Annotated in this window: 23 protein-coding genes; 3 read left to right on the forward strand and 20 right to left on the reverse strand. The window is 53.6% G+C overall.

Annotated features, from left to right (window positions below):
• Positions 1–189: 189 nt before the first annotated feature.
• Positions 190–699 (forward strand): hypothetical protein, encoded by a 510-nt coding sequence (locus JJL52_RS16690; RefSeq protein ID WP_202053628.1) that lies wholly within the window; start codon positions 190–192, stop codon positions 697–699.
• 440 nt (positions 700–1,139) lie between these two features.
• Here the strand turns inward: JJL52_RS16690 and JJL52_RS16695 are convergent, their stop codons facing one another.
• The 8 genes from JJL52_RS16695 to JJL52_RS16730 all read right to left on the reverse strand — a co-directional run bounded on the left by JJL52_RS16695 (position 1,140) and on the right by JJL52_RS16730 (position 11,727).
• Positions 1,140–1,352 carry an HNH/endonuclease VII fold putative polymorphic toxin gene (locus JJL52_RS16695; protein WP_202053629.1) on the reverse strand — a complete coding sequence of 71 codons (213 nt, stop codon included), beginning with the start codon at positions 1,350–1,352 and terminating at the stop codon, positions 1,140–1,142.
• A gap of 64 nt (positions 1,353–1,416) precedes the next feature.
• Entirely contained in the window at positions 1,417–1,734 is a 318-nt protein-coding gene (locus JJL52_RS16700) for a hypothetical protein (protein WP_202053630.1), read from the reverse strand.
• 22 nt (positions 1,735–1,756) lie between these two features.
• The gene (locus tag JJL52_RS16705) at positions 1,757–6,115 is read right to left on the reverse strand and encodes an RHS repeat-associated core domain-containing protein (RefSeq protein ID WP_202053631.1); all 4,359 of its coding nucleotides are present in this window, start codon (positions 6,113–6,115) and stop codon (positions 1,757–1,759) included.
• 1,016 nt (positions 6,116–7,131) lie between these two features.
• Positions 7,132–8,172: a DUF1835 domain-containing protein gene (locus tag JJL52_RS16710; RefSeq protein ID WP_202053632.1), complete on the reverse strand. Its 1,041-nt coding sequence runs from the start codon at positions 8,170–8,172 to the stop codon at positions 7,132–7,134.
• A 192-nt stretch (positions 8,173–8,364) separates the two neighbouring features.
• Positions 8,365–8,655, reverse strand: coding sequence for an integrase core domain-containing protein (locus JJL52_RS16715; protein ID WP_202053633.1), 291 nt, complete (start codon positions 8,653–8,655; stop codon positions 8,365–8,367).
• Between the two features lie 457 nt (positions 8,656–9,112).
• A complete protein-coding gene (gene dnaQ / locus JJL52_RS16720) occupies positions 9,113–9,838 on the reverse strand; it encodes a DNA polymerase III subunit epsilon (RefSeq protein WP_202053634.1) in 726 nt (241 codons plus the stop codon).
• 16 nt (positions 9,839–9,854) lie between these two features.
• Positions 9,855–10,388, reverse strand: coding sequence for a YcxB family protein (locus JJL52_RS16725; RefSeq protein ID WP_202053635.1), 534 nt, complete (start codon positions 10,386–10,388; stop codon positions 9,855–9,857).
• A 31-nt stretch (positions 10,389–10,419) separates the two neighbouring features.
• Entirely contained in the window at positions 10,420–11,727 is a 1,308-nt protein-coding gene (locus JJL52_RS16730) for an NAD(P)/FAD-dependent oxidoreductase (RefSeq protein WP_202053636.1), read from the reverse strand.
• Between the two features lie 283 nt (positions 11,728–12,010).
• On the opposite strand from JJL52_RS16730, the gene JJL52_RS16735 reads away from it, so the two are divergent.
• Together JJL52_RS16735 and JJL52_RS16740 are read left to right on the forward strand one after the other, a co-directional pair.
• On the forward strand, positions 12,011–12,424 hold the full coding sequence (locus tag JJL52_RS16735; RefSeq protein WP_202053637.1) for a hypothetical protein: 414 nt from the start codon (positions 12,011–12,013) through the stop codon (positions 12,422–12,424).
• On the forward strand, positions 12,328–12,753 hold the full coding sequence (locus tag JJL52_RS16740; RefSeq protein WP_202053638.1) for an ATP-binding protein: 426 nt from the start codon (positions 12,328–12,330) through the stop codon (positions 12,751–12,753). Before JJL52_RS16735 ends, JJL52_RS16740 begins: the two co-directional genes overlap by 97 nt.
• A 130-nt stretch (positions 12,754–12,883) precedes the next feature.
• Here JJL52_RS16740 and JJL52_RS16745 read toward each other — a convergent pair whose 3' ends face one another.
• The 12 genes from JJL52_RS16745 to JJL52_RS16800 all read right to left on the reverse strand — a co-directional run bounded on the left by JJL52_RS16745 (position 12,884) and on the right by JJL52_RS16800 (position 24,578).
• The gene (locus JJL52_RS16745; protein ID WP_202053639.1) at positions 12,884–14,059 is read right to left on the reverse strand and encodes a 50S ribosomal protein L24; all 1,176 of its coding nucleotides are present in this window, start codon (positions 14,057–14,059) and stop codon (positions 12,884–12,886) included.
• Between the two features lies 1 nt (position 14,060).
• Positions 14,061–15,626 (reverse strand): MBOAT family O-acyltransferase, encoded by a 1,566-nt coding sequence (locus JJL52_RS16750; protein ID WP_202053640.1) that lies wholly within the window; start codon positions 15,624–15,626, stop codon positions 14,061–14,063.
• A 33-nt stretch (positions 15,627–15,659) separates the two neighbouring features.
• The gene (gene sbcB, locus JJL52_RS16755) at positions 15,660–17,141 is read right to left on the reverse strand and encodes an exodeoxyribonuclease I (protein WP_202053641.1); all 1,482 of its coding nucleotides are present in this window, start codon (positions 17,139–17,141) and stop codon (positions 15,660–15,662) included.
• Between the two features lie 14 nt (positions 17,142–17,155).
• A complete protein-coding gene (locus tag JJL52_RS16760) occupies positions 17,156–17,551 on the reverse strand; it encodes a CBS domain-containing protein (RefSeq protein WP_202053642.1) in 396 nt (131 codons plus the stop codon).
• A gap of 85 nt (positions 17,552–17,636) precedes the next feature.
• Positions 17,637–17,828: a (Na+)-NQR maturation NqrM gene (gene nqrM, locus JJL52_RS16765; RefSeq protein ID WP_005373512.1), complete on the reverse strand. Its 192-nt coding sequence runs from the start codon at positions 17,826–17,828 to the stop codon at positions 17,637–17,639.
• A 204-nt stretch (positions 17,829–18,032) separates the two neighbouring features.
• Entirely contained in the window at positions 18,033–18,362 is a 330-nt protein-coding gene (locus tag JJL52_RS16770) for a DUF2845 domain-containing protein (RefSeq protein WP_236994322.1), read from the reverse strand.
• 199 nt (positions 18,363–18,561) lie between these two features.
• Complete coding sequence (gene nqrF, locus JJL52_RS16775) at positions 18,562–19,782, reverse strand: NADH:ubiquinone reductase (Na(+)-transporting) subunit F (protein WP_202053643.1); 1,221 nt, start codon at positions 19,780–19,782, stop codon at positions 18,562–18,564.
• A gap of 10 nt (positions 19,783–19,792) precedes the next feature.
• Positions 19,793–20,401 carry an NADH:ubiquinone reductase (Na(+)-transporting) subunit E gene (gene nqrE / locus JJL52_RS16780; RefSeq protein ID WP_202053644.1) on the reverse strand — a complete coding sequence of 203 codons (609 nt, stop codon included), beginning with the start codon at positions 20,399–20,401 and terminating at the stop codon, positions 19,793–19,795.
• Positions 20,401–21,096: an NADH:ubiquinone reductase (Na(+)-transporting) subunit D gene (locus JJL52_RS16785; RefSeq protein WP_202053645.1), complete on the reverse strand. Its 696-nt coding sequence runs from the start codon at positions 21,094–21,096 to the stop codon at positions 20,401–20,403. The genes nqrE and JJL52_RS16785 overlap by 1 nt, the downstream gene beginning before the upstream one ends.
• Positions 21,093–22,028, reverse strand: a complete 936-nt coding sequence (locus JJL52_RS16790; RefSeq protein ID WP_202053646.1) for a Na(+)-translocating NADH-quinone reductase subunit C — start codon at positions 22,026–22,028, stop codon at positions 21,093–21,095. Before JJL52_RS16790 ends, JJL52_RS16785 begins: the two co-directional genes overlap by 4 nt.
• Entirely contained in the window at positions 22,021–23,223 is a 1,203-nt protein-coding gene (locus JJL52_RS16795; protein ID WP_202053647.1) for an NADH:ubiquinone reductase (Na(+)-transporting) subunit B, read from the reverse strand. The genes JJL52_RS16790 and JJL52_RS16795 overlap by 8 nt, the downstream gene beginning before the upstream one ends.
• Complete coding sequence (locus tag JJL52_RS16800; RefSeq protein ID WP_202053648.1) at positions 23,223–24,578, reverse strand: Na(+)-translocating NADH-quinone reductase subunit A; 1,356 nt, start codon at positions 24,576–24,578, stop codon at positions 23,223–23,225. The genes JJL52_RS16795 and JJL52_RS16800 overlap by 1 nt, the downstream gene beginning before the upstream one ends.
• Positions 24,579–24,740 lie beyond the last annotated feature (162 nt).

Below are 24,740 nucleotides of genomic sequence, written 5' to 3' on the forward strand. Positions count from 1 at the left end.
TTTATTGTCAATCAAGCGGCTTGGCTTTTCTCCGCGATAGCGGCTTCGTCCAACACAGTGGTCAAAGGGACACGCCGTCCGTTGGCGGTTTTGCAGGTTTGCTTTTTAATCCGGTTCGGCGACTTCGTTTCGCTTTCGTTAGCGGCGCGCCCCTTACCGTAACGTTGAGTGTCTTAAAGGAGTCGCGCCTTGCTTAGCCTTGATGATCCGCACTGGTCTGAGCTGCAGCATGCTTATGGCGTTGCTACGGACATCCCCGCATTGTTGAAACAACTCGCTGGCATTCCGTCATCTGAAAATGACGAAGAGCCGTGGCTCTCCATCTGGAGCGCCTTGGCTCACCAAGGCGACGTCTATTCAGCATCATTTGCAGCGGTGCCCCACGTGATTGAGGCACTCGCCTCTGCCCCATTGAAGGCGGACTTCTCGTATTTCCAGTTTCCGGCTTGGGTTGAAGTCTGTCGCGCCAAGAAGAGCGTTTCTGTCCCTGTAGATATTGCTCCCGCCTATTTCGAGTCCTTGTCACGTCTGCCCGCGCTCGTAGCCTCGGCGTCCTCGCGCCAATGGGATGAAGGGTTTCTCCGCTGCGCTCTTTCAGCTGTCGCTGCAGCGAAAGGACAGCCCCTGGTCGCCGAGGCAGTTTTGGAACTGTCGCCTGAGGTGGCTGGCAAGTTCATGGAATGGTTCTATGAACACTAAGACGCCCAACTATCAAGTTAGGCTCCGGGCTCCTCGCGCAGCCCTGTAGTAGGTCGGGCACGCTTTTTGTGCCCGACGTTTTTAAGTATCCAAGAGGAAAATGTTTTTCAATTCCGTAATGACTGTAATAATTGGCATCCCAATGTCGGGCAACGATAAAGCTGTTGCCCGACCTACTTGGCTTGGCTATTTTTATGGTGGGGATCAAGGCGATAAGTCCGCTTCAGGGCCTGAGGGACTTTCTCTTTAAGGAGCCTGCGATTTTTATAGATAACCCTTAAGATGCGCCAAGTGTAAGATGTGCCGAGGCACGAGGCGCATCGATCGAGGGAACTCTTCTCACGCGAGCGATGCGCTTCACTTCGTTCAGCGCATCCTACGGCCCTTAAAAAGATCATACTTGCTTGTATTAGTAACAGAGATCATTTTTTGTTAGGTATTTAGGGTCTATAGTAAGTATCTGGCCCAACTGGAGTGCCGGGACCATTGTAATCAAAATGACCACCGTCATGTGAATTAGGATAATTAAAGTGCGGCCCTCGGTTTTGTGGATCAGATTCACCATAATAATGTCCACTATAATCATGACGCATTTCTACAATATTTCCTTCCTCATCTAAAAATCTAAGTATTTCTCTGTCTTTTGGTTTCATGCATTGTCATGAATATACTGACTTATACATGTAGATTAAACTAATAATTAGTAATGAAAAAATGCTATCTATTTAATAGATTAATAACTGAGCTGGTTATGCCAAGATATTCAATTTCTTCATAAATCATCTCAAAAAATACATCATCTGGCATCCTATTTAATACTCCTCTTGCTATAAAAAACTGTTGAGTTGATATTCTATGCAACAGTTCGTTATACCTTCTTAATAGCTCAGGTTGAATAACTTTTTCTGTCCCGGCTTCATAGGTGCTACGGGCCATCATTGAAATAATGTATAAAAGATTACTGAGCCAAGTAACTTGGTGAAAGGTATCTAATTTTAGATATTTTTCTAAAACGGTTTTCCATTCAGTTGTCATAACTTAGCTTCTAATAAATTAATTATCTTGGCTCAGGTATACCGGCGCCTGAATATATATCCCTTGGCAAAGAATTTACATCATATCCTCTCTGTTCCAAAATTAAAATTCTTACGTTTCCATTAAAAATTCTACCATCTGGAGTAGTTGTCAATGGTGATTCGGAACCGGGACAAAGTGAATTAACAAGCTCATCAGTTGATTTTTTATTCCAAAATTCATAACTGAAACGATTCGAACCGGACATAATAGTTGACTCTGGGTGTATTCTTTGTAAAGGTGGGTACTCACCCTGTAGTCCAAGAGTATCTATCAGATTGACCGGATTGTTGTTGACGTATGCATACGTATTAATCCCGCCTTCAAGCCCGATCGGATCGCTCTGGAGGTAGCGCCCGAGCGTTGGATCATAGTCCCTAAAGCCATTGTGATGCAAGCCTGTTTCGGCGTCGTAATACTGGCCGGGTAAGCGCAGATGATAGGTCAGCGTGCCGGTGGGCTGGCCGTTGCCGAAGGGATCGCGGTTCCAGGTCCAAACGGGGGTGCCGGTGACTTTGGTGATCGTGCGCGGCGCACCGAGTTGGTCGGGATTGACGTAATACAGCATGCCGCCTTTCAGGATACCGACCGGCAGGTTGCCGAGGTAAATCGTCTCCTGGATCGGTTGGCCGCTCCCGTCGTACTCCCCGATCAGGTTGCCGGCCGCATCCTGGATAAAAAGCACGGTCTCGTTCAGATTGCTTTTCCTGACCCGTTCGCCGGCCCCGTTATAGGCATATTGGGTGGTGATCCCGTCCATCGTGGCCGAGGCCAGTTGCCCAGCGGCATTATAAACAAAACTCCGAGCCCCATCACTGGTGATGTTGCCGGACTCATCGGTCAGATAATTGACGGCCGGCTGATTGGTGACGGTCCTGCCAAGCAGACGGTTGCTGAGCGTATCGGTGGTATAGTTCGTTAGGGTGCCGAGACTTGAGGAAAGCAGGGTTCGGTTGCCGCTCGGATCATACTCATAGTTTTGCGCTTCATTCGCGCTCGCATAGAAGATAAGCGCATTGAGGGCATTGTAGTCGAAGGTCTTCCCCAACTCCGCGTCATCCTGGGTCTCGTAGAGACGGCTGGCCGGATCGTAGAATAAACGGATCGTCTGCTGGCTGGTATTTAAGGCGGTGTTGCGGAAACTGATCTCGGATAGATTGCCATCCAGGTCAAATTGGCGCAGGTAGGGGTAAGCGCCATTGCCCTGCAGCCAACTTAGGGGCGCACCAAAGGGCAGGTATTTTACTTCCGAGGCAACCGTTGAGATACCCGCCGTGATCGAGGCCGGTTTGCCGTTCGCATCGTACTGGTAGGCAAGCATTTGCCCGGAAGGCAGCGTGGTAGTGGCGAGTTTTCCCGTACTGGTATCGTAGGTATTCGCCGTGGTTAAGGTGACATTGCCTATCGTCTGCACTTTGGTCAGCACATACCCGCGTTGATCGTAAGTCCAGGCGGTGGATCCGCTGGGATCGCTGAGGGCGGTGAGATGGCCGATGCCGTAGGTGCCTTGATCATAAAAATAATCGGCGGCGGTCCCGTCGGCGAAAGCCTTACGGGTTAACCGATTCAGGGCATCATAAAAATAGGTCGTCGTCTTGCTGCGCGCATCGGTGGAAGTCTTGATATTGCCGGCTTCGTCAAACGTACGGATCGTCGTGCCACTGTCGGGGCTTTGCACCGAGATTTGATTGCCCAGGCCGTCATAGCCGTACTGGGTAGCGACATCGCGAGGATCGGTCATCTTCGCGATGCTGTCGTCCGGGTTATAGTCGAAGCGGGTTTCGCCATTGTAGTGATCGACGCGGGTCGCCAACCGGTTCAAGGCGTCAAAACTGTTCTGGGTCTTGAAAGTGTTCGGATCGGTAGTGACGCGAATATTGCCATTGCCATCGCGTTCATAAACGGTGGTTTGATCCAAGGCGCCAATGTCTTTGGCCAACCGATTGACTTCATCATAGACATGGGATTTTGTTCCCACCAGCGTATTGTTCGGGTCAAAGACCTGTTCTTCAAGGATATTGCCTGCCAGATCGGGCGTGTAGTCGATATGATTGCCCTGTTTGTCATCGAGGCCTATCAACTGGTGCGCATCATTGTAGCGATAAGCCAGAAAGGAACCGTCAGGCAATGTCACTTTTTTCAACTGGTTTGCAGGATCATAGGCATACGTGGTCAATTCATTCCCCACTTGAAGGGAATCGATTTGCCCTTTTTCGTTATAGGTGAGCAATTGCACTAACCCGTTCGGATCCTGAATGGCCAATGGGCTTCCATCGGCATTGTAGGCAGTGATTTGAGTCGCCTGATCCAGGGCATTGGTAAGGGTTGCCAAGTTGCCGGTAGCGTCATCATAGGTGAAAGTGGTGATATCTGCCACGTCCATCCGCGGACCGTCGATGGTCAACACTTGACCGTGGCTGTTATAGGTATAGGTCCAACTGCGGGTTAGCGCACCTGCCGTGAGGGTTTTGGCGAGTAAGGTACCCTTCACATCGTCATAGGTGAATGCGGTGACGCGGCGAGTCCCCGTCACACCGCTCGGTTCGGTGATCTGCGTCGGCAGACGGAATCTCGGATGCCATTGGGTGAGAATCACGCGTTCAGCGCTGCCGGCAGCCGGCGTATAGGTGGCGATATTGGCGGGGCAGGTGCTGCCTGGTGCCAGCCCTTCCACGCGGGCGGTTTCAAGGTTGCGCGTCAGATCATAGGCATGGCAATCCAGATTACCGTTGAAATCCAGGCGGCTGGCCACATTCCCGTTTAAGTCGAAGGTAAAGGCTTGGCCGCCTGCCGAGGGAATCGGCGCGCCGGAGATGGCTGTCGGTTTGACGACGCCGAGGGTCGTCGTAAGGTTGAACGTATGCGAATGGCCTAAGGCATCGGTAACGCTGACCGTTCCGTCGTTATTGTAGGCGACGGTGGTTAACTCAACGCCATTTGCCCGTTGCGTTGAAACGGCACGGCCCTGATTATCATACTGGAAAGTCGCATAGCGTTTATTATTCTCGTCGATAATCCCGGTCAGCGCATGAAGCAAATTCGTGTTCGCGGTGTTAGCCGGCTCGTTGTAAATATACTGCCTTACCGTGTTGTCCGGGTAGGTCACGGTGGTTAAATTATTGTCCGCGTCGTACCCATAATTGTAGAGCTTCCCGCTGGGCAGCCTCACCGAGGCCACGTGATTCGCGGGATCGTAGGTAAAGGTGAGGGTATGCCCGAAAGGTCCGGTTACGGTATCAAGGCGTTTTTTGTTGTCATAAGCCAGCGAGGTCGTCAAACCTTCACGGGTGGTAATACTCAGCAACTGTCCGTCGAAGCTATAGGTTTCGGTTGAATCATCTATACGCTTGACTTGCCAGCCTGTCTGGTGGTGGCCTCCCTTATTATAGAGCGCGGTAAGCCTCGTATTGACAGATGGGTTAGCTAACCAATCGCCAGAGGCGTTTTGGGTAAAGCTTTCGGTTCGACCGTCTTCTCGAATAAACGTCGCCGTGGCGGCTTTCTTAGCGGATCTGACCGTACGGTGCCACGTACTTTGCCAATTGGCGCCGAAGGGTGTTGAACCGGTGTCCTGGCTGTTGTAAAAACGGGTCAAAGACAATCCGGTATGAGCGGGCAACTCGAAATCCGTTTCGCTCTGATATTCATTGCCCGTTCCTACGTTGATAGGATCACCCGCGCAAGCGGCCGGACAGTCGGGTTTGCCGTTATTATCCGAATCCTTTGGTGGGGCCGCTGGCGGCGAGACGAAAGTCAGGTTATCGACACCGAAACCAGCCGGTTCTTCGCTAGCGTTTTCAAGACGCCAACGCACGATATTGGCTCCGCTCACATTGAAGGTCTGAATGCCATACTGGGCATTCAACTGGGACCCGAGAATATTGCCGGAAGCGTCGTACCAGGTCAGTTTGGTGCTGTTCAAATTGTCGAAATATCCCGCATCCAAGGAAAATGAGCTCACGCCAACAGGTTGTCCTGTGGTCGAATAGACGAATGTGCCTTCGACGGCGCCAAAAAATTTAGGAGTCCCGGCCAAGACCGGACTGGTCGGATTGGCGCCGTCAGCCGTAATAAAAGGTGCATCCCCGCCGAAAAGGATGCCGACGCTCTGGTACTGATTGGAAATCTGCGTTCCTACCGGAAACTCGGAAAAAGTAATGGTCGTACTCCCCGCAGGGGCGGCTAGGGAATCAGCTAGAGGCTCAATGGCTGAAGAGGTGACGGCATTGGGTGAGGTGGAGTCTAAAGGCGCGGTCGTGTCTGCCATTACGCGGGTTAATAACCCATGATAGAAAGTGAAAACCACGATCCCTATCCAAAAGCTCGCTTTTTTAATATTCATGCACTGAACCTCTTAAGAGCCAGTCTAACGTTACTGTTATGCGACCATTCTAATGAGGAGCCGGATTTTTGTCTGTCAGCGGAGGCTGAAAATGCTGTAAGACACAGATGATATTGCTTAGAGCGTGTTATAAACTTTTTGTGGGGAGAATGGTTATGAGGGCATGATAACTCGTAAACCTCACCCTAGAGCATTTTCGCTTTGGATATATGTCCTTCGTAAGAGGAAAACACCTCATTCCGGCAGGAATTGCCGAGATGACGGCTGGACTTAACGGCATGGCACCCCTTCAGAAGGTGAGGACTTCCCTACACGCGATATGAAAATGCTCTAGTGGTGTATCGGACGATGAATGGCCTTCCTGGTACCGTATCTGACCCTGATGACCTTTGAAGCCCCGCAACGCCAGCACGACTTGCGCGAGATATTCAATGGGCTGCGTTGGCTGGTGCGAGCGGGAGCGCCGATCTATGCGTGCTGAAGGAAAAGTTTTTTGTCCCTCCTTCTGGGTTAAAACCCCATGCGACTGCGATGGCTTCCAGCAAAGTTGAATTTCCCGAGCCGTTTTCCCTGATAATGAAGGTAACGGCAGGATGGAATCGCAGGTTGTTTAACTGTCTGACGGCATCCAAATAAAAGGGGTATTCATTGAATGAGGGGACTTCATCGCGCTTTAGCTTTATCTCAATGAGGAACTGTTCAGATATCATTGCTGGAATAGCATTTAGTCAGTAACCTAAGTTCGGGATAACAAAAACCAAACGAGCGCCTTTTTTGCGTAAGATCATGTTTTGTAAAATAAACGCGAACGGCGCTTGGAAACGCCATCTGTTGGTGAACGGGGCGAAACGGCGTTAACTGAATATTTCGATGTAAGTCACCATTCATTATTTATTAGGAAAGTGGCTGGGCATTCCTTGTTGAAAGCAGCCAGTGGCAATTATGAATGTTATTGCCTTTGATTGTCTCTGTTCGTTAAGGGCAGGCATCCGGCAACCTTTAACGGATTCAGGCGCTTAGGATTCAGCCGTTTTTTCGATCAGTTCCCCGTCCTGATAGAACCACAGATTCCTCGTCGCCGAGGATACATGCACGCCGCCAGCCCAGGTATCGATCGGATTGGTAGGATAAAAAGAAACTTCCCCCTGTTGTACCGCCAATCCAAACTTTGTCAGCGCTACTTTGGTATCGCGATAAGAGGTTTGGGGCCCGGAAAGCTTGAATAAGGGCTCAGGCAGTTCACTGCCAGCCAGATAGAATGCCTTATAGAGCAGGAGAAAGTCGGGCACCGTATCGGCCTCAATTTCTTTTCCCCATACATTTCGCATAATCTTGGCCATTAAACGGCTGCGTTTGCCGACATGGATGAGAATTTTGGTATCCCAATAGTCGAGGCCGGATTCAATGCGCGGATAGCGGCGCAAGAGATAGTGCAAAGCCGCAGTTAGGTATGGACGTTCAGGTCGACGGGATGCCAGAAATTGCAGCAAAGGCCCAGGGCTGTTCGAGGTCACGGCAGCCCAGCTGGCCCGACAATCTTCAAGGTGGGCGGAGGTCAGCGGCACCGGTTCCGGATGGGCACGTATTTGATCCGGAGAAAGCCAGCCGATAGAGTAGACTGGCGTCTTGAGCTTGGTGCCGGGAAAGGTTTCGTATTGGACCAGTTTGATATTTTCCGGATTGCCGCCGACCAAATCGACCAGATAGACCACAAACAGGATAAGCAGTTGATCTTCAAGCCCTATGCCCGCCCAAACATAAATCGACTCGAAATCTTTGAGCCGGTAGGCGTTATACAATAGGTCCGTCGGAAGGTTATGGATGTAAAGATCCGAGGCCTTTAAGATCTGCCGGTAATAATCGGTGCGGACTCGATCCCATGCTTGCAGACTGGCACAGTGAGGCGTTGGACCGTAGGAGATAAAGTCCCGTTGGCCGAGCACCCGGTCCTTGACTTTCAGAGACCGTGACTTATCATTCCCATGATAAGCACTTTTGAATTTCCCTACCCCAAACTCGCCGGAGATAACATGGATGTCGCTATTCTTGAGGATCATAAAGTGAACTAAAACGTGAGATGGATGGGGTGTCGAGAAAAGAGAAATAGTCAAATCTGATGTCCGCCGAATTTGAATCAGACGGCGATCGGTCGTCTTTTTTCGGCATTCTCAGAACTGCCCCTCCTGATTGGGCAGCCATTTATTCTTCTTAAGCGATACCCCTGCCCGTTCATGCGGCCTTTTGTTCACTCAAAAAGTCAGCGTCATAGACTTCTCCGGTGTTTTTCTCGCTAATCCCTGATGTCGTCGTTTTTCATTGTAGAAGCGGAAATAGACGCCTTCAGCTTGGCGCGGCGCTTCATACACCTCTTCATATTTTAAGCTGTGCCAGAGCCGTTCAATAAAGCCATGATCGACCCAGCGTTGCCCCCCCCTGCTGATCTGGATCTGATGAGCATTGAATCCGGGTGAAAGCCTCGCGGGTGAATTGACTCCCTGGATCCGTTTCGGATAGCGCGCGGCCCAGCCCATTTGCTGCATGAGCCGCTGGACTTTCTTGCGGCTGATCTCGGCGCAACCACGCCACGATCGATCAGTTCATCCCGCAGCCTGCGACTCCCTCTGAATGGTTGTTCCAGATGAATTTCATCAATGGCCTTCATCAGCCTCAGATTCTCATGGCAGACATCTACTGGCTGGTGACCGACGAAGTGCGGAAGTCCGCTCTTACTCAGGCACCCTCTCTGAGTTACTAAAGAAGGGCCTGATATCCGGCCGCGCGATGGCTACAACTTCCGTCTATTGACCTGAAACCGATTTATAATGAAAAGGCGGTCCGACCTTGCCACGTACCGGCTTGTATAGTCGACTATTGGCCAAATTCCATGCTTGGCGGCAGGAGGGCATTTTGATTTTACGAAACCGACGAGTCGCTAACTGACGTAATCAGCCGCCTCGGTATGCCAATTATTTCCGGTCTGCGAAGGTTGCGATCGAATCAACGGTTCCATAAACAAACCCCGCCCGCTTTCTCGATCGCAGCCAGACGCTGCTGGTGCGCTTCCAGTTCCTCCGGACCGCAGGCAATCACCTTCAAACGCGGACGGTCGGACGCAATGCGCTGGACCAGGCCGGATTCGACCGTTGTCGCCTGGACCTCGGACGCTTCATCGAGCAGCGAAAACTGCCCGCCGGTCATCAAGAGATAAACGTCGGCGAGAATTTCCGCGTCGAGCAACGCGCCGTGCAGTTCCCGCTGGCTGTTATCGACGCCGTAACGCTTGCAGAGCGCATCCAGGCTATTGCGCTGGCCCGGATGTTTCTGGCGCGCAAAAGCGAGCGTGTCGAAGACCTGGCAGTACTGGGTTATCGGCGCCAGCGGATCGTCGAGCAGAGCGAATTCGTGGTTGATGAAGCCGACGTCGAACGGCGCGTTGTGAATGACCAGTTCGGCGCCCTGCACGAACGCCAGAAAATCCTCCGCAATACCGGCGAAGCGCGGCTTGTCTTCCAGAAACTCGTTAGTGATCCCGTGCACTTCGATCGCGCCGGCGTCGATCACCCGCTCCGGGTTGATATAAACATGAAACCGGTTGCCGGTCAGCCGCCGGTTGACCAGCTCGACGCAGCCGATTTCGATGACCCGGTGGCCCTGCTCCGGGCTTAAACCGGTCGTTTCGGTGTCGAGCACCACGATGCGGGGATTGGCTGAACGCATTTTCATCTGAATAAGGCTCGTTTTAACCCGCGTAAAGTTCGATCAGCTTCTCGGCCTGCTCGGCGAATTTCTCCAAGTCCCCTTTCTTGACCGTCTCGACCGGAATCACCAGCGCGGTAGTCAGGGTAATGTAGATGTAAACATAGCGCTTGCCGTATTCGACCCGAACCAGGTCCTTCCAAGGCATTTTGTTCTTTCCGCTCGGCGATTGCTCGAACAGATAAGCCGGATTGGCCGGATCGATCGTCAATGTATAGGTGCCGAACATCGCTTTCTTTTCCTGCGGCGTGTAATGCTTCAGAATTTGCCGGCGCATGTCGTACATCATCACTTTCGGCGACAGCAGCGCCCACAGCGCCGCAACCAGCCCGATATAGCCTGCCGACTTCGCGTCTCCGTAATAGTAATAATAAAACATGCCGATCAGCACCATGATGCTCGGCACGATCCAGCGGTTTTTGTTGATTTGGTTTTGAACGTCTTTCGAATTCAGGTATTGCGCCTCGTTGAAATTGACCAGGTCTTCTTCTCTGAACTCGTATTCTATTTCCAGCATGTTCTTGTTTTAATAATATTTAAGGAAAAAATCAGTGCAGCTTGATCATCGCGTGCACCGTGCGTCTGAATAAATTGGAGAGCGTCAGCATGGCGGTCCGGAAATAGCCGTGGATCGCGACCTGGTGCATCTTGTATAAGGACAGATACACGATCCGGGCAATGAATCCGCCGACGCTGACCGAACCCATCAGGTTGCCCATCAGGTTGCCGACAGTCGTGTATTTGCCGAGCGACACCAGCGAGCCGTAATCGTAGTAGACGAACTTGACCGGCAGCTTGCCGGCCAGCCGGTTACGCAGCGTTTTGTACAATGCCGAAGCCTGCTGGTGCGCGGCCTGCGCGCGCGGCGGGATATTCCCGGGATGCCCCGGCCAGGCGCAGGCGGCGCAGTCCCCCATAGCGAAAATCGACGGATCGGCCGTCTGCAGGAACTCGTCGACGATCAGCTGGTTTAGATGATTGGTTTCGAGCCCGTCCAGCTGCTTCAGCCAGTCCGGGCCCTTGATGCCGGCGGCCCAGACCTTCAGTTCGGCCGGGATGATTTCGCCGTCGTGGGTCTTGATGTGTTCCTTGGTCACTTCGGTGACCCGGCAGCCGAGTTTCAGATCGACGCCCAGCTTGAGCAACTGCTGCTTGGTCGCCTCGGCAAGTTTGCCCGGCAGCGCCGGCAAAAGCTGCGGTGCGGCCTCGATAATCGTCAGCCGGACGTTGTTAGATTCGCGAAGCCCGTACACCGCCAGCAGATTGGTCACTTCGTGCAGTTGCGCGACCAGTTCCACGCCGGTCGCGCCGGCGCCGATGATCACGATCGAAAGCGGCTTCTCATGGACATTTTGCTCATCCGCAAAGTTCTTGATATAAGTTTCGACCAACTGGCGTTGAAAGCGGAAAGCCTGCTGCGTTGTATCGAGGAATAGGCACTGCTCGGCAACGCCCCGGATATTGAACGAGTTGCTGACACTGCCGACCGCCATCACCAGCGTGTCGTAACCGAACGTCCGCCGCGGAATCAGTTCCTCGCCGCTGTCGCTCAAGGTCGGCGCGATCGTGATTTCTTTTTTTGCGCGATTCAGCCCTTCCATCCTGCCGAGCCGGAAGCGGAAACGGTTCCGGTAACCCTGGGCCAGATATTCGACCTGTTCGGATTCGTCCAGAGTGCCGGCCGCGACTTCGTGCAATAAAGGCTTCCAGATATGGGTCGAAGCGGCATCGAACAGCGTTACTTCCGCCAGCCCTTTTTTGCCGAGCTTGCGCCCCAGTTTGGTCGCCAATTCCAGTCCGGATGCGCCGCCTCCGACGATCACGATCTTGTGTTTTTCGTTATTCCTCTCCGCCATGGCCGCCCTTCAGCATCAGATTGATTCGAAAGGCGCCCATTATATCGAATCGGTCAGGACGAAGCGGATTTTATTGAAAAGGCAGCGACGGCGCCGGCATGCGGTGTACGCTGCCGGCCTCAGGCCGTATTGATGAGAGTACCGGCTTGCCCGGATTCTTCGAAAGGCATCGGAGGCGCAGTCCACGACTTCACCTCTACCAAGGACAAAGGCTTAGCGGCCAGATAACGAGGAATAACCGGTGCCGAAATCGTCCAGCGACAGATAGGTACCGCGCCGATGCATGTCGTTCTACGATCTCTCCAAAGTATTGACTGATTATTACACCGAAAAGGTCGCACGCAGGCTCAGTTCGGAAGTCCTGCCGAAACTGCTCGACGCCCGCCAAGGGATCGGCGAACTCGAATTGGGCAAGAGTCACGGAAAACGCATCCCGACGCTCGACAACTTTTTTGCGGTATGCGACGAGCGCGGCAGCCCACAATATATCGCCAATCTCATTACCGATATGTCCCAGCAAAAGGAAATAGGAAGGCAACTGCTTCAGGCCAAGGAAGCCGCCGTGTCAGCCGACCGCACCAAATCGATGTTCATCCCACCATGTCGCATGAACTGCGCACACCGCTCAATGCGATCAAATACACAGAACAAGGCAGTGTCGCGATTTCCGTGCGCCCGGCCGACGGCAAGGTATTGACCGATGTCAGGGACACCGGCATCGGCATCGAAACGGAGCAGATGCAGAGGCTTTTCATTCCTTTCGAGCGCCTGGACTTTTTTTTGCGCTTAAGAACCTCGGGCACCGGCTTGGGATTGTATCTGACGCGAAAAATTGCGGTTGATTTGCTCTCGGGAGACGTCAGCGTCGTCAGTACCCCGGGGGCCGGAAGCTGTTTTCACCCTGAAGATTGCCGGTCATCTGGGAGCGAAATAACGGCCGAGGCTCTTGAAGCGAAAAAATCGCAGCAATGGCCAATCCGCCGGACCTTCCCTCGCCAACCTATTTTCCGGTTAAGGAAACTCTGAATAAGCCCCCCTCTCCCTCCGGGCCGTGCCGTCAAATTAAGATATTTCGTAGGCCGGATAAGCGAAGCGCATCCGGCGATCTACGAGCCTGCATGGAGGAATCCAGGCTCCTGCTTTTTTTAAACCGCCGTCAATCGCGCCCCGGCAACAGCAACTGCTTCCGCAGCGCGGTCAGAATCTCCGGATGGGAGCCGAGGTAAGAAATTCTGTTTTCAAGATAATTTTGGTAAACCTGGGAAATATTCCCGGAGGTGATCCGGCTGCCAAGGTGATCCCCATCCCGCTGTTTATAGATTGCATCGAAAATCCGATTGCCGAATTCGTAATTGAAATGTTCGGGATCCTGCCAATAAACGGCGCTGTTTTGAGTGATTGGCTCGCCGGTAATGCCGTTGTAGCGGGTAAACTCCCACAGCGCCGCATGGCCGCCTTCCTCTTCGAGAAGCGCGGCGACCGCAGCGAGCCCCGACCAATAAGCTTTGTAGGCGCCGCACACCGCGTCGAGCTCCAGCCAAAGCACATGCTTTGGATAGGCGAACAAGGTCAGTTCGATGCCTTTCCGTTTTGCAAGGCGAACGATATGCCGCAAGCCTTCCAGATCGAGCCCTGAATCGGCGCCGGGCAAGGCCGCGTCCAGCACGAGCGGCGCGAACGCGGACTGGTGCAAGGGGATCAGGTCGCAATGCTGTTTTTTCAGCCGCTCGCCGAAAAACTGACGGAATTGGCCTTCTACGCCCGGCAAGCCGCGGATGTAATAATACATGCCTTCGCGGGTATGGCTCGGGCTGTTCTTGCGCTGCTCCCTGATCGTACCGATCGAGGCGGAGACCGCCTTCAGGGACAACAGCAATTTGCTTTCCGAAAACCCGTCGATTTCGGGCAACCGGCCCTTACAGTCGACGCGCGGCATGGCGCCCGGCGTGATTCCTATGAAGGCTCGCTTCATCCCGGTCGTAGCGGCCGCATAATCGAAATAACAAAGTACTCGCCCCCAATCCGCGCCGGCAATCCCGAAATTGTAGCCGGCCAATTTGCCGCTGCCGGTAAATCCGGCATGGGTCGGATCGAAGCCGATTTCCGCAAACGAACTGCCGAAAATCAATGCTTCCGGTTGTTCCCGCGCAACGATCATCGGCTTCACGTGGCGCTCGAAACGCCGCATTTTGGTTTTGACCTTGTTCAAGCCGTCGATCTCGAAATCGCGGTAATACCAGAAAGGATCCACCACCCGGTTGAGTGCTGCCACTACGGCGAGAATCAGGCCGATGCCGATCAGCAGCGACAGGGCGAAATGTTTCGGCTGCATGTCAGAATTGGAAATAGATGAACTCGCTGATCTCGTTCAGCGACAGGATGCCGAGCGCCGCGGCGGTCACGGCGAAGCCCAGCCATACGCCGCTGGGCCGCCATTGCCACCACACCTGCGGGGCTTCGCCGCGAACGTCCATGTCCATGCCCAGCGCAGGACGATAGCGCGCCATGACTTGCTGGGTATTCGGAAGAAACCAGACGATGCCCAGGCAAATCAGAATCCGGAGCGGCGCCTTGGCGGCGTTGAAGGTGTCGGTGTTACGGAACTCGATGCCGTGCCGAGCCAGGGTTTCGGCCGCATCTCCCAGCCCCTGCCGCCATTTCAAAGGCAATGCGACGCCGTGCTGTCCGGCCATGCCTTCCAGCAGGAGCCTCGCCGCGTCGACGTTCTCGGCGCGGAAAAACACCCACGCCACTACGACGGCGAGAAAAGTCGTCAGCAGTGCGATTTTGTGGTACACCGGCTCGGGCACGCAAGCCGTCACCCACCGGCGCAAAACGCTGCCCTGCCACTGGTGGTTGACGACCAGGTACAGGCCGTGCAGGCCGCCCCACAGAATGTAGGTCCAGTTCGCCCCATGCCAGGCGCCGCCGAGCACCATCGTAACCAGCAGGTTCAGATACCGCCGGAACGGCCCGTGCCGGTTGCCGCCCAGCGGAATGTAAAGATAATCGCGCAGGAAGCGCGACAGGGTCATATGCCAACGCCGCCAGAAATCGATGATGCTGGCGGCCTTGTACGGCGAATCGAAATTCAGCGGCAGCTTGATCCCGAACAGGAGCGAGATGCCGACCGCCATGTCCGAATAGGCGGAAAAATCGAAATAAAGCTGGAAACTGTACGCCAGAGCCCCGCCCCAGGCATCGAGCATTCCCAATACCTCTCCTTTGGCCGCCGCATCGAACGCGGGCCGGGCATACTGCGCCATCTCGTCCGCAAGCAGCAGTTTCTTGAACAGGCCGATGAAAAAAACCGACAAACCGGCCGCCAGATTTTCCCAATTGATCCGGTAAATGGCAGGCTTGGCGAATTGCGACATCATCTCTTTGTGGTGCAGCACCGGCCCGGCGATCAAATGCGGGAAATAAGTCACGAACAAGACGTAATGCACGGGGCGGAATTCTTTCGCATGCCCTTGGTAAGCGTCGGCGAGAAAAGCCAATTGGGTGAACGTGAAGAACGAGATGCCGAGCGGCAGCACGATCTCGGGAACCGGCAACGGCCGCTCGACGAAATGATTTAGATTGCCGATCAGAAACCCCAGATATTTATAGTAGCCGAGCAAGCCGAGGTTGACCGCAACGCCGAGGATGAAGACCGCCTTGGCCCATCCGGAAGAACGGAGTTTCATCAGGGCGATCTGTTTGCCGATCTGGAAGTTGAAGCCGATCGAAAGCAGCAACAGCAAAAGGTAATTCGGATTCCACCAGCCGTAAAACGCCAGCGAAGCGAGCGTCAGCCAAGCGGCGGCCAAAAATTGGCTACGTTTTCCGATCAGGAAAAATAAAATCAACGTGATCGGAAGGAACCCGAAAATAAACGCATAGGAATTGAAAAGCACGCTGTAAATCCTTCGGCAACCCGGCGGAAACCGCTAAACCGGCAAAGCGGCCGGCAGACCGGCTTGGCTGCGCTCGATGCCTAAACGTCGCATTTTTTGAAGCCCATAGGATTCGAGCGCGGCGACGATCGATTGATCGGCCGACGCGTCATTTCTCAGCGCTTCGAGGCGGGCAAAATACCGGTCGAACGTGATCCCTGCACCCGGTGTGCGGCCGCTCAACCGGTCGGCGCAGAATTGCTGCCAGCGCTCCGCTTCTTCGGCGTTCAGCGAATCCGGATAATTCCTTGCGCGGTAACGGAACAGCATTTCGGAGAGGCGCCTGTCGGCAAACGTCAATGTCGTCTCGGCGAGTTGTGCGGGCGACATCGAACGAAGCTTGGCCATTTTGCGCTTGTCTTCATCCGTAAAAAAACCGCCCTGGTATATCGCCAGATCGGGATCGTTCTCGGTCTCGAAATCGTTTTCCGCATCGAACACCTGTACGATTTTTTCCGCCAGCCCCGCCGCGGCTTTGATTTTGGCGATATGCGCTCCGCACACGGCCAGATCGATCGCCAGGCGCTCGGCGTCCTGCCCCCGGATTACCGACACCGGCGCCAGCACCGGACATTTGTTCAAATGAACGGTCTTGAGCGGAATTCTTTTCTCCCCTTCGGGTAAGTCTTCCGCCGCGGTAAAAATGCGCCGGCGGATTTCCGCGGCGGACAATTCGAGCATCGGGCCGGGATCGATCGATACGTCGTAAACGATCACGCCATTGCCGTTGACCGGATGCCAGGCAACCGGCAGTACGACCGCCAGACAATGGCGAGATGACGAATATTTCCCCGAAACATGGACGACCGGCTCAAAGCTGCCGATTTGCAGCAGTTTCAGCGCTTCGGCTTTGACCCGATGCCGAAACAGGAACTGATACAGTTTCGGCTGCGCCCGGCTGAGCAGCTGCGCGAGCGCAATCGTCGCCTTAACGTCGGACAAGGCGTCGTGCGCAGCTTCATGAACAAGCCCGTTGGCCACTGTCAGGCGGTCGAGGCGCAACGTCGGCGTGCCGTCGTCACTGAACGGCCATGCGAGCCCGTCCGGGCGCAACGCACGCGCCGCCCTAACCACGTCGATCAGATCCCAGCGGCTGTTTCCGTACTGCCACTCGCGCGCATAGGGATCGTAAAAATTGCGGTAAAGGCAATTGCGCGTAACCTCGTCATCGAAGCGCAGCGTGTTGTAGCCTAAGGCGCAGGTGTTCGGCGTCGAGACTTCCTGATGGATCAGACGAATGAATTCGGCTTCAGAGACGCCTTTTTGTTCGGCCAATTGAGGGGTGATGCCGGTAATCAGGCAGGCATCGGGGTGTGGCAGACAGTCATCTGCCGGCTTCAGATAAACGACCAGCGGCTCGCCGATCGGATTGAATTGCAGATCGGTACGGACGCCCGCGAATTGGACGGGGCGATCCCGGCGCGCATCCGTACCGAACGTTTCATAGTCGTGCCAATAAAGCGAGTGATCCGTCACAACCTACGATCGGATTATTGGGTCGCGGCCAGCGCTTTGAATAAATCAGTTCTGCTGATGATTCCCACCAGTTCGCCGTCTTCGTACACGGGAAAACTTCTGACCGGCAACTTCATGAATTTCTCGGCCAGATCGACGATGCCGGCATTGGCATTCACGGTAATCGGGTTGCGGGTCATATAATCTCCGACTTTACCACTCATACCCTGATTATAGACCGCATCCAGAAACGCTTTCATGCCGTCCATTTCGGAAAACATGCCTAACAGATGGCCCTTACCATCGAGAACGGGCGCACAAGTGATCTTATGGTCGAGCATGATCTTTATCGCATCAATGACACTGTGATCCTGCGTCAATGTGACTAAGTGTTTGGTCATATAGTCTGCTGTTGATATTTTATTCAGCATAACAAACTCCTTAACGCATTAAATTGTTATCAATTAAAGCAGTTACCGAATCGAGACCAATACCGACGCTTTGTATAAATAAGAATTAAGGCTGCTGCAGCGATGCCTGTTCGGCCTCGAGTTTTTTTCTTTTATCGCATTTTTCAACACAGACGCATGAGCCGGAATTCAATCCGCCGCACGAACCTTTAATCGCCCGCCGTCCGAACATCACGCCGATCGCCATTAAAACGATGACTGCGAGCATGATCGCAAATGTCACTAAAAAATAAGTCATAATAAATCTCTAGAAAGCAAAAAATCCCGTTTTCAGGAACGGACAATCTTCAAGATTGCATTGGACCAATAATACCCTTTACCGGGGTTTGCCGCCATCAAAATGAATCGGTCAATCAAAGGACAGGTAACAAACCCAAAAGTTTATTCTCGACGGAAATTTTCGAAAGCAGCCGAAAGCTCGAACAACTCCCCCTTTCATTTTTTATCTCCCCCGGTGCAGATCCGATATTTCTACCAGTATCCCATTCTCGAAACGGAGTAATTGTTTGATCCGGTTTCTCCCGAAATTATAGACCCATTCTTCGACCTGGATCTCTTCGAACTGTTGAATATCGAGAGTACGGCGGGGATGGTGCAGGATATTGCCGACAATCTTGGTCCGGTAGGAGATGTATTCCGGCTCGCCGCAGATTTCCAGGACTGTGTATTTATCGTCCCAAAGCTCGATCAGATTGTTGCCGCAGCGCATCGTGGAAATGCCGAATGCGGTACCGGCGTGCATCAGAAGCGCCATCAGGAGCAGAAAGACCAAGCGATTTCTTATCCTGCGGCAGGATTCATCTGAAGAGTGGACCCGATCAGTCACGAACATGACGTCAAACAACTCCGATAAAGATGAGAAGAACGCGCGGTTGACGTATATCAATCTCTCTGCCGGCTGTTTTTGCGGAAAAGGCAAAAGCAGTAAAACCCGCACCTGCAAAGCCGGCTTTGCAGGTGCGGTCAGATCTTTAGCCGCCGAAGTCGTCGAGCATGATGTTTTCCGGCTCAACACCGATATCGAGCAACATCTTGATCACCGCTGCGTTCATCATCGGAGGACCGCACATGTAAAATTCGCAGTCTTCCGGTGCCGGATGATTTTTCAGATAGTTTTCATACAGCACGTTATGAATGAAGCCGGTATAGCCGGTCCAGTTGTCTTCCGGCAACGGATCGGACAACGCGACGTTCCAGGTGAAGTTCGAATTTTCCTTCGCCAGCATATCGAAATCTTCGACATAAAACATTTCGCGTTTACTGCGCGCACCGTACCAAAAAGTCATCTTGCGCTTCGATTTCAGTCGGCGCAACTGATCGAAAATGTGCGAACGCATCGGCGCCATACCCGCACCGCCGCCGACGAACACCATCTCGGCGTCTGTATCCTTCGCGAAGAATTCGCCGTATGGGCCCGAAACGATACATTTGTCGCCCGGTTTCAGGCTGAAGATATAGGAAGACATCTTGCCCGGCGGTACGCTTTCGTCCGCTCTCGGCGGCGGGGTCGCGATCCGCACGTTCAGCATGATTTCCTTTTCTTCCGGATAGCTCGCCATCGAGTAGGCGCGCAATACCGGCTCTTTCACGTCGGAAACGTAGCGCCACAGATTGTATTTGTCCCAATCTTCGTGGAAACGTTCTTCGATGTCGTAGTCCTTGTAGTTGATTACATGCGGCGGGCATTCGATCTGAATGTACCCGCCGGCGCGATAGTTGATCGCTTCCCCGGGCGGCAGCTCGAGCACCAGCTCCTTGATGAAGGTCGCCACGTTGTGGTTCGACTTGACCGTGCACTCCCACTTCTTCACGCCGAAAACCGAGTCTTCGACTTCGATGTCCATGTCGTGCTTGACGCTGACCTGGCAGGACAAACGTTCGCCGCAAGCCGCTTCGCGCTTGGTGATATGGGTCAATTCGGTCGGCAGGATTTCGCCGCCGCCGGATTTGACTATCACCTTGCACTGGCCGCAGGTACCGCCGCCGCCGCAGGCCGAGGACACGAACAAACCATTATCGGCCAGCGCGGTCAGCAATTTGGAGCCGGCCGGCACATGAATCTTCTTTTCGTCATTGATCAGGATCTCAACATCACCTTCGGCCACGAGCTTCTTTTTCGCGCCGATAATCACGAATACGAGCGCGATCACCAGCGCCGTAAAGATGATGATCCCTAATAAAATATCCAGCATTCGATTACCCTTACAGTTGGATTCCGGAGAAAGCCATGAAGCCCAGAGACATCAGACCCGCAGTAATGAAAGTGATGCCCAGGCCTTGCAGACCGGCGGGAATATCACTGTATTTGAGTTTTTCCCGTACGCCGGCCATGACCGTAATCGCCAGCGCCCAGCCCAGGCCGCTGCCGACACCGTAGGTCACGCTTTCGCCGAAGTTGTAGTCGCGCTCGATCATGAACAGACTGCCGCCCAAAATCGCGCAGTTTACTGTGATCAGCGGCAGGAACACGCCCAGTGCATGATAGAGGGCGGGGAAAAACTTATCCAGAATCATCTCGAGAATCTGCACCAATGCCGCAATCATCCCGATACAGCTCAAGAGCGCCAGAAAGCTCAGATCGACGCCCTGTATGCCGATTGCGGCCAGCGCGTTTTCCTTCAATACCGCATGGTAAACGAGGTTATTGGCCGGCACGGTAATCGCCTGTACGATCATCACCGCAATGCCGAGGCCCATCGCGGTCGATATTTTTTTCGAAACCGCAATGAAGGTACACATGCCCAAAAAGAAGGAAAGCGCCAGGTTTTCAATGAAAACCGATTTGATGAATAAACTGATATACGCTTCCATTAGTGGTGCCCTCCTTCACCGTGAGCTATTGACATGATTTTGTAATCAACCGTTTCGCGCTGGTTCGGCTTCCATTGACGCACGCCCCAAATGATCAGGCCGATAATGAAGAACGCGCTGGGCGGCAGCAGCATGAGGCCATTCGGATCGTACCAGCCGCCGTCTTTGGTCAATTTGAGAACCTCAAAGCCGAGCAGCTTGCCGGCACCCAGAATTTCTCGGAAAAACGCAACGGTTACCAGGATCAGGCTGTAGCCCATGCCGTTGCCGATACCGTCCCAGAAGCTTTCAAGCGGCGGATTCTTCATCGCATAACCTTCGGCGCGGCCCATCACGATACAGTTCGTGATGATCAAGCCGACGAATACCGACAACTGTTTGCTGACGTCAAACGCAAAAGCTTTCAGAATCTGATCGACTACGATAACCAGCGACGCAATAATCGTCATCTGTACGATAATCCGGATGCTGCCCGGAATATGGTTGCGTATCGCGCTGATCGCCGCGCTCGAAAACGCGGTCACCAACGTCAGCGCCAGCGCCATGATCAGCGAAGTCGACATTTTGGATGTGACCGCCAACGCCGAACAAATCCCCAGAACCTGTAAAGTGATCGGGTTATTTTCGACCAGCGGCGTGGTCACCACTTTTTGAGTTTCGGAATCGAGTCCGACTTTATCTAATACTGCACTCATGATTTTGCCCCTTGATTCACTCTTACTTTGCTCAGGTACTTCGCAAAGCCTTCTTGGCTCATCCAGTATCTGATCAGATTGCTCACACCGGTACTGGTCAGGGTTGCACCGGCCAGGCCGTCAACCTGGTATTCGGAACCCGGCTTGCTCGTGTCGACAGTGCCTTTGATCAGGCTCAGCGCCGGCTCGCCGACATCGGCTTCCGGAATCAGGCCTTTTTCCAGGGACGGCTGATCGGTCACTGCATAGACTTTTTTGCCTTTCCACAGTGCGCGCCAGTTCGGGTTCACTACTTCGCCGCCCAGGCCCGGCGTTTCGGCCTGATCATAGAAGTTGATGCTTTGCACCGTTTGACCGTCAGGATCCAGCGACAGGAAGCCGTACAAGGTCGACCACAAACCATAACCACTGACCGGCAGGATGATCGATTTCAGCGAGCCGCCTTCCTTGACCAAAAAGACTTTCGCCAGTTTCGCCTTAACGCGAATGTGCGCAATATCTTTTTCTTTCGGAATCGCGACACTTTGCGCCGGATCTTTCGCAGCCTTACGTTGATCGTAAGCATTCGCATCGATGTTTTCGACATAATCGCCGGTTTCCAGATCGACCACTTTCGCTTCGATCTTGTCTGCGAATGCCTTGTCGATATCCATGCCCTCTTCGAGCAAGCCGGCGACGTCAAGAATGTTTTTCTTCATATCCAGATCCTTGTTGTAGATCTGGAGCGGCTTCAACGCAACCGCCGAGAACGACACCAGGATTGCGCAGATAAAGCACAACGACAAGGCGATCGCGATAGTCTTTTCCAGACTATCATTACCCATCGCCAGAACTTTATCTTTATAAATTAAAAACTTACGATATGACTCGTATTCATTCAGCTTGTTGCAAACCTTTTCCAGATGTTTGCATTGCTTTTGTTGGTTAGGCATGGCGTTTGATCCTTCTTCTGATATTGGCCTGAATTACGAAATAGTCGATCGTCGGCGCAAACATGTTTGAGAACAGAATCGCCAGCATAATGCCTTCCGGGAAGGCCGGATTGACTACGCGTATCAATACGGTCATCGCGCCGACCAGGAAGCCGAAAATCCAGCGTCCGGCATCGGTCATCGCCGCAGAAACCGGATCGGTTGCCATATAAACCATTCCGAAGGCGAAGCCGCCGGCGGTCAAATGCCAGTACCAAGGGAAGGCGAACATCGGATTGGTATCGCTGCCGATCACATTGAACAACAATGAAGTCGCTAGCATGCCCAGGAAGACGCCGGCCATGATCCGGTAGGAGGCAACGCGGGTCCACAACAGGAAAGCCGCACCGATCAAAATTGCGAGGGTCGAGGTCTCGCCAAGGCAGCCCGGCTCGAAGCCGAAGAACGATTGCATCCAGGTATAGCCTGCCGCATGCACTGCATCCATCCCGCCGTTCGCGGCCAAGCCCAAAGGTGTCGCCGCGGTATAGCCGTCGACCGCAACCCAAACCGAGTCGCCGGAGATCGAAGCCGGATACGCAAAGTACAGGAAGGCACGGCCGGTCAATGCCGGGTTGAGGAAGTTTTTGCCGGTGCCGCCGAATACTTCCTTGCCGATCACGATACCGAACGAGATGCCCAGCGCGACCTGCCAGAGCGGCATGTCGGGCGGTAAAATCAAGGCATAGAGCATCGAGGAAACCAGGAAGCCTTCGTTGACTTCATGGCCGCGCACGGTCGCGAACAAGACTTCCCAGACCCCGCCGACCGCGAGGGTCACGATATAGATCGGAAAGAAGTACAGGGCACCGTGCAGCAGATTCGACAGCGGGTTCATCGTGTTGTAGCCGAACACCGACATGATCACGCCGCGCCAACCGTCAGTGCCTTCCCGCCCCAAGGCATTGATCGCCAAATTGGCCTGATAGCCGGTGTTGTACAAGGCCATCAGGATACAGAAAGCGGTGGCGATGACGACGAAGGTCATCGTACGCTTCAAGTCGTTGCCGTCGCGAACGTGGGTCGTGCCGCGCGTTACCGTCGGCGGCGTGTAAACAAAAGTATCGACCATCTCGTAGAGGCCGTAATACTTTTCAAACTTGCCGCCTTTTGTAAAATGTGGCTCTAACTTATCTAAAAACTCTCTAGCCGACATTATCCTTCCTTCTCAATTTTAGTTAAATTCGCTCTGAGCACGGGGCCGAAGTCGTGTTTGCCGGGATCGACAAACGTGAGCAGCGCCATATCTTCCTCATCGAGTTCCAGGCAGCCGAGCAACTGTGCATTATCGGTGTCGCCGACGATCAGCGACTTGACCAGCGGCGTCGGCAGAATATCCAACGGCATCACGGTTTCGTAAATGCCGACCGGCACGATCGCCCGATTACTGCCGTTCTTAGTGGTCGTGAACGGGAACAGGCGGCCTGATTTTCTGTCTTGACGGCTGTTGATGTAGACGTCCAGTGCCGAGTATTTGTCCTTGCCGGGTACGATCCAGCCGAACAGTTCGCGGGCACGGCCTTCCTGCAGCGCGGAAATCTGATTGCTGTAGCAACCGATGTAGGCCGCCCAATCGGAAGCCTGATGGCCATACAGCACGGAACCGGAAATTACGCGATTTTCGATGTCTTCGAGTTCGCCCTTGACCAGATCGTCGGTATTCGCACCGACGCGGGTCCGGATCAGGCGAGGATTCTTGACCGTAGGACCGGCCAATGAAACGACTTTCTCGACATTCAGTTTACCGGTCGTAAACAGCGCGCCGATCGCGATCACGGCCTGGTAATCCAGATGCCAGACAAATTTTTCGGCATTGACCGGGTCGATGAAATGGATGTGTGTACTCGGAAGCCCTGCCGGATGCGGACCGGAAAATTCGGCGACCTGGACGGAAGGCGTATTGCCGACCGCAACATCGGCGCCATTTTTTTTGCAAACATAGACCTTGCCTTCGGTCAACTTGGAAATGACAGCCAGCCCGTTCACGAAATCGGCACTGCGATCCTTGATGATCACAACCGGATCAGCCGCCAGCGGACTGGTGTCGATCGCAGTCACGAAGATCGAACGCGGCTTCGTGTCGACGGCCGGAATCTTGCCGTACGGACGGGTACGCAGCGCGGTCCACAAACCTGACTGCAACAGATTCTCTTTGACCTGCGCTTCGGTCAGGCTGCCCAGATCGGCTTCCGGATATTGCGCGAACGTAACCTGCTCGTCACCGGCCAGTTCGATCACGACCGACTGCAGCGCGCGCTTCGCGCCGCGGTTGATCGCCTTGATCGTGCCGGCGCCCGGCGCGGTAAAGTTGACACCGGGATTTTTTTTGTCGGCAAAGATGATCTGGCCCAGCTTGACGGAGTCCCCTTCGCTGACCAGCATGGTCGGCTTCATGCCGACATAGTCCGCTCCCAGAACGGCGACGGTTTTGACTTCGTTGCCCTTCTCAATTACCTGTTTGGGGCCGCCGGTAATCGGCAGATCCAAACCTTTCTTTATTGTAAATTGCATAGTTGAAACCTACTCTCCAAGCAAGTAGCCGCGAAACTGTCCCCCTTATTCCGACCGCAATCAAACATCCGGAGACACTATGGTAAAAAATCACCCCATTACATCACAAAACCGCACTTTTCTCAACCTGGCAAATACCACAGAAATCCTTGATTTACTGGA

This window comes from Candidatus Methylomicrobium oryzae, assembly GCF_016745425.1.
Taxonomy (GTDB): Bacteria; Pseudomonadota; Gammaproteobacteria; order Methylococcales; family Methylomonadaceae; genus Methylomicrobium; species Methylomicrobium oryzae.

Coding starts and splice junctions, on each gene's coding strand:
- JJL52_RS16695 (WP_202053629.1), bottom strand. CDS start 1,352: ATGAAACCAAAAGACAGAGAAATACTTAGATTTTTAGATGAGGAAGGA.
- JJL52_RS16700 (WP_202053630.1), bottom strand. CDS start 1,734: ATGACAACTGAATGGAAAACCGTTTTAGAAAAATATCTAAAATTAGAT.
- JJL52_RS16705 (WP_202053631.1), bottom strand. CDS start 6,115: ATGAATATTAAAAAAGCGAGCTTTTGGATAGGGATCGTGGTTTTCACT.
- JJL52_RS16710 (WP_202053632.1), bottom strand. CDS start 8,172: ATGATCCTCAAGAATAGCGACATCCATGTTATCTCCGGCGAGTTTGGG.
- JJL52_RS16715 (WP_202053633.1), bottom strand. CDS start 8,655: ATGCAGCAAATGGGCTGGGCCGCGCGCTATCCGAAACGGATCCAGGGA.
- dnaQ (WP_202053634.1), bottom strand. CDS start 9,838: ATGAAAATGCGTTCAGCCAATCCCCGCATCGTGGTGCTCGACACCGAA.
- JJL52_RS16725 (WP_202053635.1), bottom strand. CDS start 10,388: ATGCTGGAAATAGAATACGAGTTCAGAGAAGAAGACCTGGTCAATTTC.
- JJL52_RS16730 (WP_202053636.1), bottom strand. CDS start 11,727: ATGGCGGAGAGGAATAACGAAAAACACAAGATCGTGATCGTCGGAGGC.
- JJL52_RS16735 (WP_202053637.1), top strand. CDS start 12,011: ATGTCGTTCTACGATCTCTCCAAAGTATTGACTGATTATTACACCGAA.
- JJL52_RS16740 (WP_202053638.1), top strand. CDS start 12,328: ATGTCGCATGAACTGCGCACACCGCTCAATGCGATCAAATACACAGAA.
- JJL52_RS16745 (WP_202053639.1), bottom strand. CDS start 14,059: ATGCAGCCGAAACATTTCGCCCTGTCGCTGCTGATCGGCATCGGCCTG.
- JJL52_RS16760 (WP_202053642.1), bottom strand. CDS start 17,551: ATGCTGAATAAAATATCAACAGCAGACTATATGACCAAACACTTAGTC.
- nqrM (WP_005373512.1), bottom strand. CDS start 17,828: ATGACTTATTTTTTAGTGACATTTGCGATCATGCTCGCAGTCATCGTT.
- nqrF (WP_202053643.1), bottom strand. CDS start 19,782: ATGCTGGATATTTTATTAGGGATCATCATCTTTACGGCGCTGGTGATC.
- nqrE (WP_202053644.1), bottom strand. CDS start 20,401: ATGGAAGCGTATATCAGTTTATTCATCAAATCGGTTTTCATTGAAAAC.
- JJL52_RS16785 (WP_202053645.1), bottom strand. CDS start 21,096: ATGAGTGCAGTATTAGATAAAGTCGGACTCGATTCCGAAACTCAAAAA.
- JJL52_RS16790 (WP_202053646.1), bottom strand. CDS start 22,028: ATGCCTAACCAACAAAAGCAATGCAAACATCTGGAAAAGGTTTGCAAC.
- JJL52_RS16795 (WP_202053647.1), bottom strand. CDS start 23,223: ATGTCGGCTAGAGAGTTTTTAGATAAGTTAGAGCCACATTTTACAAAA.
- JJL52_RS16800 (WP_202053648.1), bottom strand. CDS start 24,578: ATGCAATTTACAATAAAGAAAGGTTTGGATCTGCCGATTACCGGCGGC.